This is a genomic window from Lactobacillus iners DSM 13335 (genome assembly GCF_000160875.1).
Lineage (GTDB): Bacteria > Bacillota > Bacilli > Lactobacillales > Lactobacillaceae > Lactobacillus > Lactobacillus iners.
Genome location: NZ_GG700811.1, coordinates 48,888 through 66,048 on the forward strand (window position 1 = coordinate 48,888; position 17,161 = coordinate 66,048).

General features: G+C 31.1%; 15 protein-coding genes and 1 tRNA gene. 15 read left to right on the forward strand and 1 reads right to left on the reverse strand.

Going from position 1 to position 17,161, the window contains the following annotated elements; genetic code table 11:
* Positions 1-26 precede the first annotated feature (26 nt).
* The 9 genes from greA to rpoN all read left to right on the forward strand — a co-directional run bounded on the left by greA (position 27) and on the right by rpoN (position 9,970).
* Positions 27-512, forward strand: coding sequence for a transcription elongation factor GreA (greA, locus tag HMPREF0520_RS05255; RefSeq protein WP_006732208.1), 486 nt, complete (start codon positions 27-29; stop codon positions 510-512).
* A gap of 54 nt (positions 513-566) precedes the next feature.
* A complete protein-coding gene (locus HMPREF0520_RS05260) occupies positions 567-2,669 on the forward strand; it encodes a peptidoglycan D,D-transpeptidase FtsI family protein (RefSeq protein ID WP_006729868.1) in 2,103 nt (700 codons plus the stop codon).
* 27 nt (positions 2,670-2,696) lie between these two features.
* Positions 2,697-5,258, forward strand: a complete 2,562-nt coding sequence (locus tag HMPREF0520_RS05265) for a sigma 54-interacting transcriptional regulator (protein ID WP_010222465.1) — start codon at positions 2,697-2,699, stop codon at positions 5,256-5,258.
* A 131-nt stretch (positions 5,259-5,389) separates the two neighbouring features.
* Positions 5,390-5,797, forward strand: coding sequence for a PTS sugar transporter subunit IIA (locus HMPREF0520_RS05270; RefSeq protein ID WP_006729870.1), 408 nt, complete (start codon positions 5,390-5,392; stop codon positions 5,795-5,797).
* A gap of 17 nt (positions 5,798-5,814) precedes the next feature.
* Positions 5,815-6,306 (forward strand): PTS sugar transporter subunit IIB, encoded by a 492-nt coding sequence (locus HMPREF0520_RS05275; protein WP_006729871.1) that lies wholly within the window; start codon positions 5,815-5,817, stop codon positions 6,304-6,306.
* Between the two features lie 16 nt (positions 6,307-6,322).
* Positions 6,323-7,147 (forward strand): PTS mannose/fructose/sorbose/N-acetylgalactosamine transporter subunit IIC, encoded by an 825-nt coding sequence (locus HMPREF0520_RS05280; protein ID WP_006729872.1) that lies wholly within the window; start codon positions 6,323-6,325, stop codon positions 7,145-7,147.
* Positions 7,144-7,971, forward strand: coding sequence for a PTS system mannose/fructose/sorbose family transporter subunit IID (locus tag HMPREF0520_RS05285; RefSeq protein ID WP_006729873.1), 828 nt, complete (start codon positions 7,144-7,146; stop codon positions 7,969-7,971). The genes HMPREF0520_RS05280 and HMPREF0520_RS05285 overlap by 4 nt, the downstream gene beginning before the upstream one ends.
* The gene (locus HMPREF0520_RS05290) at positions 7,972-8,676 is read left to right on the forward strand and encodes an MgtC/SapB family protein (protein ID WP_006729874.1); all 705 of its coding nucleotides are present in this window, start codon (positions 7,972-7,974) and stop codon (positions 8,674-8,676) included.
* A 13-nt stretch (positions 8,677-8,689) separates the two neighbouring features.
* Positions 8,690-9,970, forward strand: coding sequence for an RNA polymerase factor sigma-54 (rpoN, locus tag HMPREF0520_RS05295; protein ID WP_006729875.1), 1,281 nt, complete (start codon positions 8,690-8,692; stop codon positions 9,968-9,970).
* Between the two features lie 73 nt (positions 9,971-10,043).
* Here the strand turns inward: rpoN and HMPREF0520_RS05300 are convergent, their stop codons facing one another.
* A complete protein-coding gene (locus HMPREF0520_RS05300) occupies positions 10,044-12,428 on the reverse strand; it encodes a Xaa-Pro dipeptidyl-peptidase (protein ID WP_006729876.1) in 2,385 nt (794 codons plus the stop codon).
* A gap of 156 nt (positions 12,429-12,584) precedes the next feature.
* Between HMPREF0520_RS05300 and HMPREF0520_RS05305 the strand changes: the two genes are divergently transcribed.
* The 6 genes from HMPREF0520_RS05305 to HMPREF0520_RS05330 all read left to right on the forward strand — a co-directional run bounded on the left by HMPREF0520_RS05305 (position 12,585) and on the right by HMPREF0520_RS05330 (position 17,131).
* Complete coding sequence (locus tag HMPREF0520_RS05305) at positions 12,585-15,119, forward strand: M1 family metallopeptidase (protein WP_009310321.1); 2,535 nt, start codon at positions 12,585-12,587, stop codon at positions 15,117-15,119.
* 77 nt (positions 15,120-15,196) lie between these two features.
* Positions 15,197-15,270 (forward strand) — tRNA-Arg (locus HMPREF0520_RS05310).
* Between the two features lie 173 nt (positions 15,271-15,443).
* Positions 15,444-15,593: a 50S ribosomal protein L33 gene (gene rpmG / locus HMPREF0520_RS05315; RefSeq protein WP_006729878.1), complete on the forward strand. Its 150-nt coding sequence runs from the start codon at positions 15,444-15,446 to the stop codon at positions 15,591-15,593.
* A gap of 56 nt (positions 15,594-15,649) precedes the next feature.
* Positions 15,650-16,201, forward strand: coding sequence for a 5-formyltetrahydrofolate cyclo-ligase (locus tag HMPREF0520_RS05320; protein WP_006729879.1), 552 nt, complete (start codon positions 15,650-15,652; stop codon positions 16,199-16,201).
* 13 nt (positions 16,202-16,214) lie between these two features.
* Positions 16,215-16,913, forward strand: coding sequence for a rhomboid family intramembrane serine protease (locus tag HMPREF0520_RS05325; RefSeq protein ID WP_006729880.1), 699 nt, complete (start codon positions 16,215-16,217; stop codon positions 16,911-16,913).
* Positions 16,913-17,131 carry a YqgQ family protein gene (locus HMPREF0520_RS05330; RefSeq protein WP_006729881.1) on the forward strand — a complete coding sequence of 73 codons (219 nt, stop codon included), beginning with the start codon at positions 16,913-16,915 and terminating at the stop codon, positions 17,129-17,131. Before HMPREF0520_RS05325 ends, HMPREF0520_RS05330 begins: the two co-directional genes overlap by 1 nt.
* Positions 17,132-17,161: the final 30 nt, after the last annotated feature.

The following is a 17,161-nucleotide window of genomic DNA, read 5'->3' on the forward strand; positions in this document are numbered from 1 at the left end:
AAAGAGAGATAGGAGTAATTATAGATATGGCAGAGAAAGTCTATCCTATGACGGCTGAAGGTAAAGATAAGCTTCAGAATGAATTGAAAAATTTAAAATTAGTTAAACGCCCTGAGGTAATTGAAAGAATAAAAGTAGCTAGATCGTTTGGTGATTTATCTGAAAATTCCGAATATGATGCTGCTAAGGATGAACAAAGTGCTGTAGAGCATCGTATTGCACAAATTGAGGAAATGTTGAAATATGCTCAAGTAATCGATGCAGGTAGTGTGGATCCTAATGAAGTATCTATTGGTAAGACAGTTACTTTTACAGAAGTTGGTACTGATGATTCTGAAATGTACACAATTGTTGGATCTGATGAATCTGATCCACTTAGTGGAAAAATTTCTAATGATTCACCAATTGCTAAAGCATTATTAGGCAAGAAAAAAGGCGATGTAGTTTCAATTAATACACCTGGTGGTTTATTTGAAGTTACTATTGATGAAGTAACTACGTCTGGTAAGTAGTAAGAGGGCTGATTCACTGAGGAATCAGCCTTCTTAGTTAGTGAGGGAAATTCTTTGAAAACATATAAGAGAAAAAATAGTTTAAAGAGTAAAATTGCAAGTACCTCCCTAAGATTAAATATTATTTTAGGAATTATTTGTGTTCTATTTTTATTATTAATAGGTCAATTGGCATATCTGCAATTGATTTATGGTGGACGTTTTCAAACAGAGGTACAAAAGACTGACAAAAAAATTGTTTGCAATAATGTCCCTAGAGGTGTTATGTATGATTCTAAAGGCAGAATCCTAGTAGGTAATAAAGCAAATAATGCTATTACTTATACGAAAAATTCTAATCTTACTACAGCTAAGATTTATGATATTTCGGAAAAATTAAGTAAATATATTAGACTTAACGATGAAACTCCCACAAAAAATCAGCTATTTGATTATTATTTGGCGAATAGTAAAAACGCACTGAAAATTAATCGCCAACTACCTAGAAATCAAAGATATGATGAACATGGTGATGCTTTAGATGATCATATAGTATATCAAAATACTTTGAAGTATTTGAGAAGCAAAAAACTTGTGTTTAGTAAAAGACAAAAAACAGCTGCTTTAATTTTTAATAAGATTTCAGGAGCATATACTTTGTCGACTATTTATATTAAAAATAAGCATATCACTGGTAAAGAATTAACGTTGGTTGGTGAAAATTTATCAGAATTGCCTGGTGTAGGAATCGGTACAGATTGGTCTAGAGATTATCCAAATGGAGAATCCATTAAAAGTATTATTGGATCTGTTTCTTCTGAGAAAGCAGGATTACCTAACACTAATTTGCAATATTATTTATCTCAAGGTTACTCTCGTAATGATCGTGTAGGAACTTCATATTTGGAAGAAAAATATGAACCATTATTAAAAGGAACAAAATCAAAATCACAGGTTATTTCTAAACATAAATCAGATAGTATTGATCAAACTAAAACTATATATAAAGGTGAAAGTGGAGCAAGTTTAATCCTAACAATTAATTCTAAATATCAAAAGAAAGTTGATAAGGCATTAAAGACAGTTTATAACGAAGCTCAAAGAGCGGGTGCTACACGATATTCTAGTGGTGCGTATGCTGTTGCCATGAATCCAAAAACAGGTGCCTTATTGGCGATCACAGGTCTTATGCATAATACTAAGAATAATAAGATTGTCGATAATGCATTGGGTGTAATAAATCAAGCATATGTAATGGGTTCAGTCGTCAAAGGAGCTATGGTATCTGGTGGTTTATTGAATAATGTTATCACTCCAGCGAATAATACATTACCAGATGTACCAATTTATTTGCCAGCGACACCAGTTAAGAAATCTGTTTATCCAATTGGTACATTTGGTGCCTTAAATGCTCCTACAGCATTAGAGGTATCTAGTAACATATATATGATGCAATTAGCTTTACGTTGGCTACATGCTAAATATGTGCCAAAATCGTATATTTCTGTGCCTAAGAATGCTTTTACTATTTTACGAAGAAATTTTGCTATGTTTGGATTAGGACAAAAGACAGGTATTGATTTACCAGGTGAAAGTCATGGTATTACAGGAAGATCATTTGATAAAAATGGTAACATCTTGTCTGGTTCTGTTCTTGACCTTTCATATGGAAATTATGATGCCTATACTCCTATTCAACTTGTTCAATATATTTCAACTATTGCTAATGGCGGATATCGTATGAAGCCGTATTTAGTACAGTCAATTGGTAAAACCGATCCTCACAATAATAAAATTTCTATTCTGTATAATACTAAGCCTAAAGTGCAGATGTGCATTCCATATAAAAAGGGTCAGTTAGATGTTATTAAAAAAGGGTTATATCAAGTGGTTCATGGAACTAATGGCTGGGGAACAGGACGTTTTTTGAAAAAAGAAAAACCCGCTATTGCTGGGAAAACGGGAACTGCTGAAACATTCTTCTTTGATCCAGAACATCCTGGTAATATTCATGCACCTGAAGTAATTAATTCTACATTTGTGGGCTATGCTCCTGCAGATAATCCTAAGATTGCAGTAGCAGTTGTCTTTCCAGGATTAAATCCAAATTTGGAAGGTACATTTACTTTACAGGTTGCTAAAGCAATGTTTAATAATTATTTTAAAATGTATAAATAAAATTATATGAGTAAAAATGGTGTACATATGGATGATGCAAAAGATAAAGTTGTATCTTATTTAAATCATGTTTCAAAAAGTATGACGACTGTAGAAATAGCAAATAGTTTAAATTTATCCAGATCTGTTATAAGCAATTATTTGAATACACTATTTAAAGAAAATAGAATAAAGAAAATAAGCGGAAGGCCAATTAGATGGAGCAAAAACTGTGCTGATGTAAGTGAACGTACAAGTTCTTTTTGCAATTTTATAGGATATGATGGATCTATGAAACATGTGATTGAACAAGTTAGTGCAGCTGTTGCTTATCCTCCTAATGGATTAAATATTTTAATTACAGGTAATTCTGGTGTTGGTAAAAGTTTTCTAGCTAAAAAAATTTATGAATATGCTAAAGAAATAAAAATTATTAGATCAAATTCGCCATACTTTGTTTTAAATTGTGCTGATTATGCTAATAATCCAGAATTAGTATCCAGTATGCTATTTGGTTATGTTAAAGGTGCATATACAGGTGCTGATTCTTCTCATAATGGATTACTTTTGCAAGCAAATGGTGGATACTTATTTTTAGATGAAGTTCATAGATTGAGCAGTGAAAATCAAGAAAAATTATTTAGTTTTATAGATAATGGGCTTTTTTATCAAATAGGTGATAATAGTCATCCAATTAAGTCAAATGTAAGATTAATTATGGCTACTACAGAAAGGCCAACAGATACTTTGTTGACTACCTTTTTAAGAAGAATACCTATTCATGTTACTATTCCTGATTTTTTAAAAAGATCTATCGATGAAAGATTAACATTGCTTAGATATATAATTTACCAGGAAGCAGTTAAGTTAAATAAAAAAATATATGTGAATAATCAAGTGGTTTCTGCGTTGGTTCAAACTAATAATCGAGGAAATATAGGTTATTTAAAAAACTTGATTCAAATTGCTTGTTCGATAGCTTATAAAAAGCAACATGGATTGGACCAAATTGATTTAAGTATGGATTCTTTATTAATAGATAAGTTGCCTAATTTTGAAGATTATGGTGATTTATTAATAGATGGTCAGGCCGCATTTATTTTTAATGAAAAAAATAGTTTAAAAAATGCTAAATTTGCTCAACTGATGACTGAATTTCATAAATTAACTGTTGATTTTTCGTCAGATAACGTCCAAAAGGTTAAAAGTAGTATTAGGAAAATAAATCAGTTGCTGGAAAATAGTTGTCAGAAGACAGGCTTATACTATAGGCATCAAGAATTATTTAAAAAAATTATTGAACAACAATTTGGATTAAATAAAACCTCATACTTAGAACCATTAATGTTTTTGTTTTATGAAGCAAAGTTTTGCATTGATAATCATGATCTTGAGCCGCTTTATCATCACATAAATATTTCGTTTAGTCGCTCATTACATGTAGCAGTCTGCTTCTATAAAAATATTGATATTGAAGATAAGGTCAAGCAAAGTTTGATTATTGTTTTGGCCATGCTTTTAAGTGATCACGTTGATGAAAATATTACTATTAGAGGATTAATGATTGCACATGGTAAAAATACTGCTACTAGCATACAAACGGTAGTAAATTCTTTGTGCGGCAATTATTTATTTGATGCTATAGATATGCCAATTAATGTAGGTGTATCTTCAATTATCCAAGAAGCTAATGCATTAATAGATACTTTTAATACCACTAAAGGCTTTATTTTGATGGTTGATATGGGATCGTTGAGTCAACTTTATTCTGAGATTAGCTCCCATATTAATGGTGATTTATTAGTTGTTAATAATTTAACAACAATAACTGCTTTAGATTTAGCATTAAAAATGCAGCAAAAAATGACATTTCAGGAGATAACTAATCGAGTAGATCAAGGATATCATATTGATACTCAATATTTTGAAGGTGTGTCGCAAAATATTAACATTTTAGTTTCTTGTGTTTCAGGGTTAGGTATAGCAGAAAAGATCAGCGAATTATTTCAAACGCTAATGCCAGATAATATTCAAATAGTACCAGTAGATTATAGTACGTTGAAATATAAAATTATGAATTGTGACTGGAATTATTTTAAACAGACTATCCTAGTTTTGACGACAGTTGATATTGATGATAAAATCCCATTTGATCAAATGAATATATATGATTTATTGGATGCAACAGGTGAACGAAAGTTAAACAAGTGTTTATCTCAGTATTTAAGTCAAGATAAATTGAAAAAATTGAACCAAAAATTATTACGATTTTTCTCCAAAGAAGGAATATCAGAAAAACTTAGCTTTTTAAATCCAGACGTTATTTTAAAAGAAGTAGAGGATGTTAATAGCAAATATGAAGATTTTTATCACTTGAAATTAGATGGAAAAATAAAATTGAATTTATATTTACATATAGCATTGATGATTGAAAGGCTAATTGTCCATAATACAAAAGATATTTCTATTCAGGCAATTAGTAATGAGGAGAAAGATTTCTTTAAAATAACTAAAAGTATATTTCAACCACTAGAAATGAAATATAATATACATATTCCTAATTATGAACTTTCACTATTATATGAATTGTTTAGGCAATTTATTAAGTAGTGTTTAAATGTCAAAACAGAAGTGTTTAATTATTAAACACTTCTGTTTTTTTGTTGATATAGCAACTGTAATAATACTTGGTACACTTTTTGCTAATAAATAAGTGAAGGAGTTAATCGGAGGTGAAAAATATGACAGATATTTTAATTGCAAGTCATGGACATTTTGCGAGTGGTTTAAAAAATTCTATCAAAATTTTAACTGGTTTAGATAGCAACATTCAAACTATTGATGCTTATGTTGATGAAAGAGATTATGTTGCTGATATCAAAAAATTTGTTAAAAATGCAAAAAAGCCTGCTGTAATTTTTACAGATTTGAAAGGTGGCAGTGTTAATCAAAAAGTTATGCTAGAAGTTGCTTCTCATGATGATATTTATGTTGTTACCCAAATGAATTTAGCAATAATCATTTCCATATTGCTAGATAGTGAGCCTTTAAATAAAGATAGGTTAAAAGAATTAATATCTCAAAGTCAAGTCGAGCTAGTTGAAATTAATAGCTCTGATAATTATCAAAGTGATGATTTTTTTAGTTAATTTTAAGGAGGAAAAAAATGATTGCACAATTAAGAGTTGATGATCGATTAATACACGGCCAAGTAGCCTTAGTTTGGACTAAAGAGTTAGATACCCAAGGTATAGTTGTTGCAAATGATAATGCTGCCAAAGATGCAATGGTGCAAATGACATTGAAGATGGCAACACCTACAGGCAAAAAATTATTAATTAGATCTGTACAAGATTCAATTGCAGTCTTTAATAATCCTAAGGCAGCGAATATGAGAATTTTTGCATTAACTAATTGCGTTGAAGATGCATTGGAGATTGCTAAGCATGTTTCAAATATTGAAGGTATTAATGTTGCAAATGTCGGTCGATTTGCTAATGGTCAGGGAAAAGTTACGCAATTAACTTCTACTTTGATGTTAAACGATGAAGAAATGGTGGCATTAAAGCAATTATCTGAACTTGATATTCCTGTATTTACTCAAGTAGTGCCAAGTAATGCTAGAACATCAATTGCATCATTATTAGCAGAAAAATAAAAAGGAGGAAATATATATGTTACAAATAGCATTATTGGCCTCATTATGTGTTTTCATCTGTTTTGGTGGAAATTGGTTATGGGGTCAAACTATGATTGAGCGACCATTGGTTGTCGGAGCTGTGGCTGGCTTAGTATTTGGAGATTTACAAACAGGTATTTTGATTGGAGCTTCTTTGGAAGCAATCTTTATGGGGGCAGTAGATATTGGTGGTGCATTGTCTGCAGAACCAGTTACTGCCACTGTTTTAGCTACAACTTTTGCTATTACATTAAATGTTAATATGAAAGCAGCCTTAGCTTTAGCTGTGCCAATTGGTGTATTTGCTGCATTTATTTCAATGTTTTTAAAGAATGTTGTTATGAATATCTTTGCTCCATTAGTTGATAAAGTAGCTGCCAACGATGACTCTAAGGGATTAACTAAGTTACATTTTGGGATGTGGTTTATTAATTATTTTGTTTTTTCATTAGTAACATTTTTCTCCGTTTTAGCTGGAGCACAACCAGTTCAACATTTGGTTAAACAAATTCCTGCAAATCTGATGGCTGGTTTGGCAGCAACAGGTGGATTATTACCTGCAGTTGGTTTTGCCATTTTATTAAGAATGCTGTGGAGCAAGAATTTATCACCATTCTATTTCTTAGGATTTATTTTAGCTGCATATGTTAACTTACCATCTGTTGCTATTGCAGCTATAGGTATTATTATCGTAATTTTACAGTGGAACCGTGATAAACAAATCATGGATTTTGAAAATAAACAAAAGAATATTAATACTACTCATGTTGCAGAGACATTAGACAACAAAGATCAAGAAGAGGAGGAATTTTTCTCATGAGATTTACAAAGAATGTAACGCCTGAAGACAGGAAAATGCTTAACAGAATATTTTTACGTTCCTTTACAGTGTTTGCTAGCAGAGCTGGTGCTACTAAAACACATGCTCCTGGTTTCATGTATTCAATTATGCCTGCTTTAGACAGATATTTTAAAGATAATAAAGCTGAACATAGAGCAGCTATGATGCGTCATACCACTTGGTATAATATTACCCAAAATGTGGGTACCTTTGTTATGGGACTTGTTGCTTCCATGGAAAAGAAAAAGGCAGAAAATAGTAAGTTTGATGCTGAGTCTACAGTTGCTATTAAAACTTCACTGATGGGTCCATTATCTGGTATTGGTGATTCAATCTTCTGGGGTGTTTTAAGAGTTATTGCTGCTGGAATTGGTATTAGTTTAGCTAGCCAAGGCTCAATTTTTGGACCAATTTTGTTTTTGCTAATTTATAATATACCATCTATTTTAACGAGATATTATCTTACATATGCTGGTTTTACATTAGGTGATACTTTTATCCAAGATATGTATGAAAGCGGTAGTATGAAGTTGCTTAATAAAGCTGCATCTACTTTAGGTTTGATGATGATCGGTTGTATGACTGCAACTATGGTTAAGTTCCAAACTAAATTATCTATTCCTATTAAGGGTGGAAAAGCGATTTTAATGCAAAGTTATTTGGATCAGCTTTGGAAAGGTTTAGTTCCATTAGCATTAACATTATTATGTTATTGGTTATTATCTAAGAAAGTAAATGTAAACTGGATTTTATTAGGTATTTTAGTTTTGTCATTAGTTTTAGGTTTAGTAGGGGTGGTATAATTGGAAAATTCGATAACACTTGTAGAAATTATTTTAAGATTATTTTTATCGGTAATGATTGCTGGTGTTATCGGTTTTGATCGTGAACATAAAAATCGACCGGCAGGAATTAAGACACATGCCTTAGTTTGTGCTGGAGCCTGCTTAATTGCCTTATTGCAAAAACAGATTGGTTTTGATGCATTACAATTAGCAATTTTAAGACCAGAATTATCCGGAATATTAAGAGCTGATGAAGCAAGATTAATTGCACAAGTTGTATCAGGTATTGGTTTTCTAGGAGCAGGCACTATTTTAGTCAATCATCGTGTTGTTCTAGGATTAACTACAGCAGCGAGTTTATGGGCTGTTGCAGGGATAGGACTATCATTCGGTATGGGATACTATAATATTGGTCTTGTTGGAGCTTTATTTGTTATTTTAGTACTAGTTTTTTCTAAAAAGATTATTCGTGTTAATACAATAAAAAAACTAGAAATAAAGTATAGACACAAATTTGAAACCAAAGAATTTATTCAAAAGTATTTTGAAAATAAGGGAATTATTGTATCAGACGTTAATTTTAAAGTAACTCAAGATGCTGATAAAATTATATATGTTAATGTTTATGAAATTGAAATACCACGTGATTTGAACTATGCCAGCATTATAGAGGATATCTCTATGAATAAGAATATTATGTGTATTCAAATGATAAGTATATGATAGGAAATGTTTGATGAAATATAAAAATGGATTATCCTTGCGATTGAAAGAATCGCTAATTACCAGATTGTTTTTATCCCCCAAGTTAAAGCAGGATCTGGATATATTATCTTATAATACTGAAGATTTATTAAAAGTGTTACATGATATAGCAGAAACCAATCCATTTATTGATTTAAAATATACTAATGCAAATACAACTACTTTAGATTGGGTGCAAGATCCGTCTCAAGATAGTTTAGTAGAATATTTAATTAAGCAAATTCAGCTTTCAGCTTGGTCGAATAATGATAAAAAATTAGTTACCTTTTTGATTTATAAGCTGGATAATAATGGTTATTTACGTTTTACATGTAAGCAATTAGCAAATGAGATAGAGTATAGTGAAGCCGATATTCAAAATGCTAAGAATTTATTACATGAACTGAGTCCATTAGGCGTAGGAGCTTATGATTTAAATGAATGCTTATTGATTCAGGCTAAAAAATTATTGCATTTTAATCCAATTGCATTAGCTATTTTAGAAAAACATCTATTAGAACGTCTTGCAGATACCAGTAGCTGGAATTCATTGCCTTGGAAAAAAGAAAAAATTTTAGAAGCATTAAAAGAGCTACGAAAATTAGAGCCCACGCCTGGTGCTAAATTTGATAATTTCACTAATATTCAATACCTTATTCCAGATTTGATTTTTGAAATAGATAATGGTCATGTTTTAGTTAAAGATTCTAAGTTTAATTTACCAGAGGTTGTTTTTAATGAAGTAGAATATACCAACTTAAAAGGATCTTGTGCTACAAATGAGGTAGAGTATTTTAATGCACAGAAAAAGCAATTTATGGATTTACAATTATCTTTAGAGAGACGACAAAAAACTTTAATTAGATTAGGTGAATATTTAGCTAAATATCAACTTGCATATTTAAAAACTATGGATAAGAAACAATTGAAAGCTTTAAATATGAACAATGTTGCTCAATCTTTAGGACTTTCAGTTAGCACGATTAGTCGAGCAGTTAAAGATAAATATTTTGAATGTAATAATAGGATTATCAGTCTCAAAATTATGTTTATGAAGTCGTTTAAAAATAATATTACTGCCATGAAGGTGACAGATACCATTGAACGATTAATAAATGAAGAAGATAAATCACATCCATTAAGTGATCAAGATATTTGCGATCAACTATTATTACAAGGAATCAATATTAGTAGAAGAGCAGTTACTAAATATCGAACGAAAATGAATATTCAAAATAGTTATTGGCGTAAGCTAAATGATTGTAATAAATAGTATGTTATATAAAAATGGCTTAATTTGATTTTTGATCAAATTAAACCATTTTTTGTTTACCTAATATATAGATTTATTTTTGTTGAAATGAAATTGAACACTTAGTTAAATCAATTTTGTATTCTTCGCTTTCCAATGGACGTTTAGTCATAGCTTGATCAGTTGAATAAATAATTAATGCTAGTTGACTGCCAGCTGGTATACGATAATAAGTCGGTTGCAGTTGAAATTCAAAATCATACATTGTATTTTCTTTTATTTGAGAAGCTTTTTTCAAGTCTGCATAATTTTGCATATTTATGTGAGCTTTAGTGATTAACTTAGCTGGTGTAGCTTTTGTTAAGGTAAACTCTTGTAACATTTGTGAGCCAAAACGATAACCAAATTCTTGATTTTGATCTCTAAAGAAGGATGGCGTATCAGTTAAACGTTTTCTAGTTCCTATTTCTACCAAGGCAACGGAAAGTTGGCCAGTGGTCTTGGAACATGAAGCACTAAGTTTAATTGTTGGTCGACCTGTGATAGTCGTTGTATGAATAAATTCATCAGTTGTGAACCTTAGTTGCTGATCTAGCCAGCGTTCGTTACCAGCAATAAATTCATTTTGCCATTGTTGTTCTGAAATTTTTGCTTGTTTAAAAATTTTTCCGCCTTGGTCGGTGAATTTTTGCTCTTTTGCTTGAGTATCAGGTGCTTTTTGTAATTCTCCATCTTGATGTAAGAAATATGTGCTTGTTTGACCATCTACATTATTCCAGTCTTTTTCCTGATGCCATAAATCAGCTTGTAAATTATCTTGAATCATTACTGTTGGCCATTGATTGTATGCATTGTTTTGCAAATTCAATAATTCATGACAGAACCATAAATTCATTAAATCTGTAAAGTCAATAGAAACTAAATTGTTCATATTGTAATGTGGCCCTTGGTGTAAGAAGAGGTGATGTTGGATTGGTAAATTTTTAACTTTTTGCCAAATCTTATATACATTCTTGGGCTTAACATTCCAGTCATTTAAACCATGTACGCTGATCCATGAACATTTAATATTATCTGCACGATGTCTGTAGTTACGAGCATCCCAAAAATCAGAATATTGACCAGTATTACGTTCAGATTTTTTCAGAAGATCTTGTTGCATTGCTTCATATTTATCTTTTATTTTTAAATAATTGCCAGCATCCCATAGGTTAGATTGACACGTCTCAGCCAATAAGTCTAAATCTTCACCTTGGCAGGCTTCAGGTGCTACAACAAGACCATGTTCGCGATAATAATCATACCAAGAAGAAATTGCCGCTTCGCTGACTACAGTCTTTAAACCAGCAACACCTGTGGTGGCAATTGCAATTTGTAAAGTTCCTAAATATGAACGTCCTGTCATACCAATTTTATGGTTACACCAATCAGCTTTTACTTCTGAAGTTCGATTGCGATCAGTGTAGGCAATTCGATCACCATGTAGCCATTCGATAATTGCTTTGGCACTTTCTGTTTCTTCAGGAGCACCAGTAATTCGTAATCCATCACTTCCACGAGTACCAATTGCACCAGCAAAGACACTAGCAAAGCCTCTTGCTAATAAATATTCATTTAATGCATAAGAAGATTTATGGATTGCTTCTTCAGTGGCTTGATTATTATCTGAACTTGGCTTGTTGGCAAAAACATGTGGTTTTGCAACATATTTTGGATAGTTGGATAATGTTGCATCTTCTAAGTTTTCGTCGACATTATGATTTTTAGCTTCGTTGGCAATAATTCCACCAAAATAGGGGCTGGCTGTATATAAGGCTGGAACTGGGATTATATTACTTTCGTCTGGTCGAAAGATTGTTGTCTGTAATAAATCAGGTTGACCATCTTCATCAGTATCCAGATCACTTTCAACATAGACAACCTCACGGATAACTTTTGAAGTATCAAAAACTGGTAGTGATTTGCCATTAAAGAATAAAAATTCATTTTTACCCCAAAATTGTGTAAAGTAACCCTTTGCGGCCATCACATCGATTAAGATTTGACCATTTGCTGAGCGAGTATTCAATAAACGATAGAATACCTCAGGTAATTCATTAAGAGTGAATTCTTTTTTATCAATATAAGGCAAAGCATGCTTATTCAAACAATCAATCGGGTTATTTAAATCGTAATCGTAAATAACATGATAACCTAATAATTGTAACGCTACGTTATAAAATTCATTTTTAGTTATTGCTTGCGGATTTTGGGCTAAGAAAGTAGTTAGCGTTTCATTTTCGTTAATAGCAAATTCTGAAAGTTTAGCTGTTTTTGCTTCCGGTGTTTTTGCTTCTGCTAATAAATTTTTAAATAAAGTACCTAATAAATCAGAAAAATTATATTTTTCAAAGTTTACTGGTAAAAAATTGATATTTTTTAATTCTTCTATTTGTTTTTTTGGATCGATTTCAACATAAGCGTATTGATTGAACTTCATCTTATTTCTCCTTAGGTTTATTTAATATTGATTTTACTAGTTTTAGACGTTAATTAGCAATAATATCAAAAATAAGATTACAATACAGTAGCAAAATTCTGTATGAATACTTATAATTTATAACTATAACAGATAAAATACGGAGGATAAATGTATATGGGGAAAAATAAGCGACTTTTTGATGTTTTTGTTCCAGAACATTATGATATTTTTTTGGATGTAAATAGAGAACATAAAACAATATCAGGTGTATCTACTATTACAGGAGAAGCTAAAGCTAATCAAATTCAGTTAAATCAAAAATATTTAACTGTTGAAGATGTAACTGTTGACGGTAAAAAAGTAGAGTTTAATTATAATGATAAAGATGAATTAATAACAATTTCATCTGATAAAATCGGTAAAATTAAGTTAGTAGTTACTTACAATGCCAAATTAACAGATACGATGATGGGGATATATCCGTCATATTATGAAGTTGATGGTGTAAAGAAACAATTAGTAGGTACTCAATTTGAAACTACTTTTGCTAGACAAGCATTCCCATGTGTAGATGAACCAGAAGCTAAAGCAACTTTTAATTTGGCTGTTAAATATGATGAAAAAGATGGCGAAACTATAATTTCTAATGAGCCAGAATTTAAATGTGAAAATGGTATACATTATTTTAAAGAAACTGTTCGCATGTCTACTTATTTAGTTGCATTTGTATTTGGTGATATGCAGAAAAAATTAACTAAGACTAAATCAGGTGTTGAAATAGGTGTTTTTGCCACCAAAGCACATAAAGCTAACGAATTAGATTTTGCTTTAGATATTGCTAAACGTTCAATCGAATTTTATGAAGATTTCTATGGAACACCATATCCTTTAGAACATTCATATCAAGTGGCTTTACCTGATTTTTCAGCGGGAGCAATGGAAAATTGGGGATGTGTAACTTATCGTGAAGCTTATTTATTAGTTGATCCTGATAATACATCGTTAGATATTAAACAATTGGTTGCTACTGTGATAGCACATGAGTTAGCCCATCAATGGTTTGGTGATTTGGTTACTATGAAGTGGTGGGATAACTTATGGCTTAACGAAAGTTTTGCCAATATGATGGAATATGTCGCTGTTGATGCATTAGAGCCTAGTTGGAAAATATGGGAAACATTTCAGACTATGGAAACAGCTGCTGCATTGAGAAGGGATGCAACTGACGGTGTACAATCTGTACATATTATGGTTAATGATCCAGCAGAAATCGATTCTATTTTCGATAGTGCAATTGTTTATGCAAAAGGTGCCCGCTTGTTGGTAATGGTGAGAGCCTTGTTAGGTGATGATGCATTAAGACAAGGTTTAAAGAATTATTTTGCAGAATATAAGTATGGTAATGCTCAAGGCCAAGATCTATGGGAATATTTAGGTCAAGCAAGTGGATTAAATATTGGCGATATTATGGATTCATGGTTAGAACAACCTGGATATCCTGTTGTTAGAGCTGGTATTGAAGATGGTAATTTAGTTTTAAGTCAAAAACAATTCTTTATTGGTACAGGTGAAGATCAAGGCAGATTATGGCAAATACCATTAAATAGTAATTATCTGCAAGTTCCAAAAATAATGAAAGACGAAAAGATGATTATTGGCAATTATGAAGAATTGCGTGCTAAAAATGGTGTTGCATTTAGGCTTAATGTTGGAAATAATTCTCACTTTATCGTTAAGTATGATCAACAATTATTGGATGATATTTTGTCTGAAATGGATCATTTGAACAATATTGATAAATTACAATTGCTCCAAGACTTAGGATTATTGGCTGAAAGTCAAGAGATTTCATACGCTGATGTTTTACCACTATTAGTCAAAGAGGCAGAGTCTACTTCAAATATTGTAAATAGCAAATTATATGGAACATTAGCCAAGATTAAAATTTTTGCAACACCTGATAGTGCAGAAGAAACTTCAATCAAACAATTTAGTAAGCAGTTGTCTGAAAGCAATTCTGAACGCTTAGGCGTAGAGCCACATGCAGAAGAGAGTATAGATGATAATTTAACTAGACCTTTAATTTTAAGTGCATCCCTTTATGGAGATAATCCGGTAATTATAGCTAAATTACATGAATTATATCTTGCCAATAAAGATAAATTAGCAGACTTAAATTCTGATATTCGCTATTTTGTCCTCTTAAATGAAATTAAAAATTTGGAAAATGAGGATCTATTTAAGATGCTATTTGACAAATATGCTAAAGAGGTTGATCAAAATTATAAGAGAGACATATGTTTAGCATTAACTTCAGTGAAAAATCCTGATTTATTGCAATTATTGATTGATAAATTTAAGGATGCATCTGTAATTAAACCTCAGGATTTATTGAGGTGGGTTGCAGGCATTTTGCGTAATAATCATGGACAGCAAAAAGCATGGGATTGGATGCGTCAAGAATGGCAATGGCTTGATAAAACAGTTGGTGGTGATATGTCATTTACAGCGTACATTTCAGTAGTTGCATCGACATTTGATACGCCAGAGAGGTTAGCGGAATTTAAAGAATTTTTTGATCCAAAAATCAATGTATCTGGATTAACTCGTGAAATTAAGATGGATACTTTAGTAATTGAAAATAAAGTAGCATTAATTGCTAAAGATAAAGTAGCAGTAAATAAGGCTATTAAGGCTTTGTTAGGCTAATTTATCAAAAAAACCAAATTATTTATAAAAAAGCTTTGACAAAATCATCTAGTTTTTTATATAATATTATTTGGTTCGGTTCGGTAGCTCAGCTGGATAGAGCAACGGTCTTCTAAACCGTGGGTCGTGAGTTCGAATCTCACCCGAATCATTGTTAGGACACTTATCGTAGGGTGTCCTTTTTTGTTGCTTTAAATAAAAATATCATGATTATATTGATTGGATAAAAAACATAATTGTACTTTTTTGAATATTTGATTTGTAAAATTAGTTAATAAATGGTATAGTAAAACAGTTAAATAAATATTATAGGTGGTGGAACAAATGGCAGAGCATATTATCCTTGAATGCACCGAATGTGGCGATAGAAGTTACTTGTCAGAAAAGAATAAGCGTAAGCATCCTGAACGTTTATCTTTGAAGAAGTATTGCCCGGTTGAAAGAAAAACAACACTTCATCGTGAGACTAAGTAATTCGTAACAACAGGTTCGCCTGTTGTTTTTTTATGTAAATTTTTATTATTTATAAAATGTTAATAAATAAAAATGAATTTCGCAAACAACAGTTAGCAAAATTGCGTGATTTTTCGCAATCTTATCAAAAATTGCAGGAGGATCAATTTTTACAAGAAAAATTGATAGCAACGTCAGATTTTAAAAATTCTGTATCTATAGGTATTACTATTTCAATAATGGATGAAATTGATACCAAGTTAATTATTAATACTGCTTGGCAATTTAATAAGCAGGTTTTTATACCTCGTTGTCTGCCTGGACGTAGGATGGAATTTACGCAAATAACTGATTATAACCGGCTTACTAAAAATAAATTCGGTATATTAGAAAATTGGCAATCACAGTCTACCATTAATAATGAACCAGATATAATAATTGTTCCAGGGTTGGCATTTAAGTCAGATGGATATCGATTAGGCTTTGGAGGTGGTTATTATGATCGTTTCTTAGCTGAACACGATTTAATGTCTATCAGTATGGTAGGATCTTTAAGATTAATTGAACAATCATGTTGGTCAATAAATGATTATGATATACCAGTAAAAAAATTAATTACTATCGAATAGGAGTTTGGCATAATTGATACATATTGGTATAAAACGAAAATATAGAAAATATACTAGTAGAATATTTACCTGGTCTATTATTGCAATTTTAATTATTGTATATGCAATAGAACTTTTTTTTGATGTCAATAATGATATCAATAAATTATTAGATTTTGGGTGTATGAATAATATTGCTGTAGTTACAAAGTTGCAATTCTGGCGTTTATTTACGGCACAGTTTATTCATGCAGGATTCTTTCACATCATATGTAATATAGTTATGATCTACTTTTTTGGAATGTTTCTAGAACAATTTTTAGGTCATATTCGTTATTTGACAATATATTTACTTTCAGGAGTCGGTGGAAATTTACTTTCTTTTGCTCTTGGTCAAGATAATGTAATTTCCTGCGGTGCTTCTACTGCAGTATTTGGACTAATGGGTTCAGTTCTTGCACTATATTTTTTAAATAATGATAATATCATAGCGATTATAATAGGCAGACAGGCATTTTTATTGCTAATTTGTAATATCGTTGTAGACTTTTTCATGCCTAGTGTTGATATAATAGGTCATATAGGTGGTACTATTACAGGATTTTTGTTGACAATTATTCTGGGTAGCATTTTTTTCAAAGATGCACCTTCTAAAATTAGAGTACTTTTCTGTGCAATTTTTATTATTTATTTGGTATATTGTTTACGTCAGGGAATGGTGATCAACCTTTAATGAAGAATTTGTACGATGTGCAACAACTATTGAAAAAATTCAATATTCTGGTTTATGTTGGTAAAAGAAAATGGGATATTGAATTGATGGCTCTAGAATTAGATAATTTACATAAAGCAGGTGTCATTAGTAATAAAAATTATATGACTGCTAAGCTGATATTAAATCATGAACATGAAATTGAAGTTGCTAAAGAGTCTGGTCAGTGTAAAGATTGATTTGGTTAAATAAGTAAATGGAGGGATATT

Excerpts from the sequence above, each read along its gene's own strand:
- HMPREF0520_RS05265 (WP_010222465.1), top strand. The coding sequence starts at position 2,697 with ATGGATGATGCAAAAGATAAAGTTGTATCTTATTTAAATCATGTTTCA.
- HMPREF0520_RS05285 (WP_006729873.1), top strand. The coding sequence starts at position 7,144 with ATGAGATTTACAAAGAATGTAACGCCTGAAGACAGGAAAATGCTTAAC.
- rpmG (WP_006729878.1), top strand. The coding sequence starts at position 15,444 with ATGGCAGAGCATATTATCCTTGAATGCACCGAATGTGGCGATAGAAGT.
- HMPREF0520_RS05320 (WP_006729879.1), top strand. The coding sequence starts at position 15,650 with ATGTTAATAAATAAAAATGAATTTCGCAAACAACAGTTAGCAAAATTG.
- HMPREF0520_RS05270 (WP_006729870.1), top strand. The coding sequence starts at position 5,390 with ATGACAGATATTTTAATTGCAAGTCATGGACATTTTGCGAGTGGTTTA.
- HMPREF0520_RS05300 (WP_006729876.1), bottom strand. The coding sequence starts at position 12,428 with ATGAAGTTCAATCAATACGCTTATGTTGAAATCGATCCAAAAAAACAA.
- greA (WP_006732208.1), top strand. The coding sequence starts at position 27 with ATGGCAGAGAAAGTCTATCCTATGACGGCTGAAGGTAAAGATAAGCTT.
- HMPREF0520_RS05330 (WP_006729881.1), top strand. The coding sequence starts at position 16,913 with ATGAAGAATTTGTACGATGTGCAACAACTATTGAAAAAATTCAATATT.
- HMPREF0520_RS05305 (WP_009310321.1), top strand. The coding sequence starts at position 12,585 with ATGGGGAAAAATAAGCGACTTTTTGATGTTTTTGTTCCAGAACATTAT.
- rpoN (WP_006729875.1), top strand. The coding sequence starts at position 8,690 with ATGAAATATAAAAATGGATTATCCTTGCGATTGAAAGAATCGCTAATT.
- HMPREF0520_RS05275 (WP_006729871.1), top strand. The coding sequence starts at position 5,815 with ATGATTGCACAATTAAGAGTTGATGATCGATTAATACACGGCCAAGTA.
- HMPREF0520_RS05280 (WP_006729872.1), top strand. The coding sequence starts at position 6,323 with ATGTTACAAATAGCATTATTGGCCTCATTATGTGTTTTCATCTGTTTT.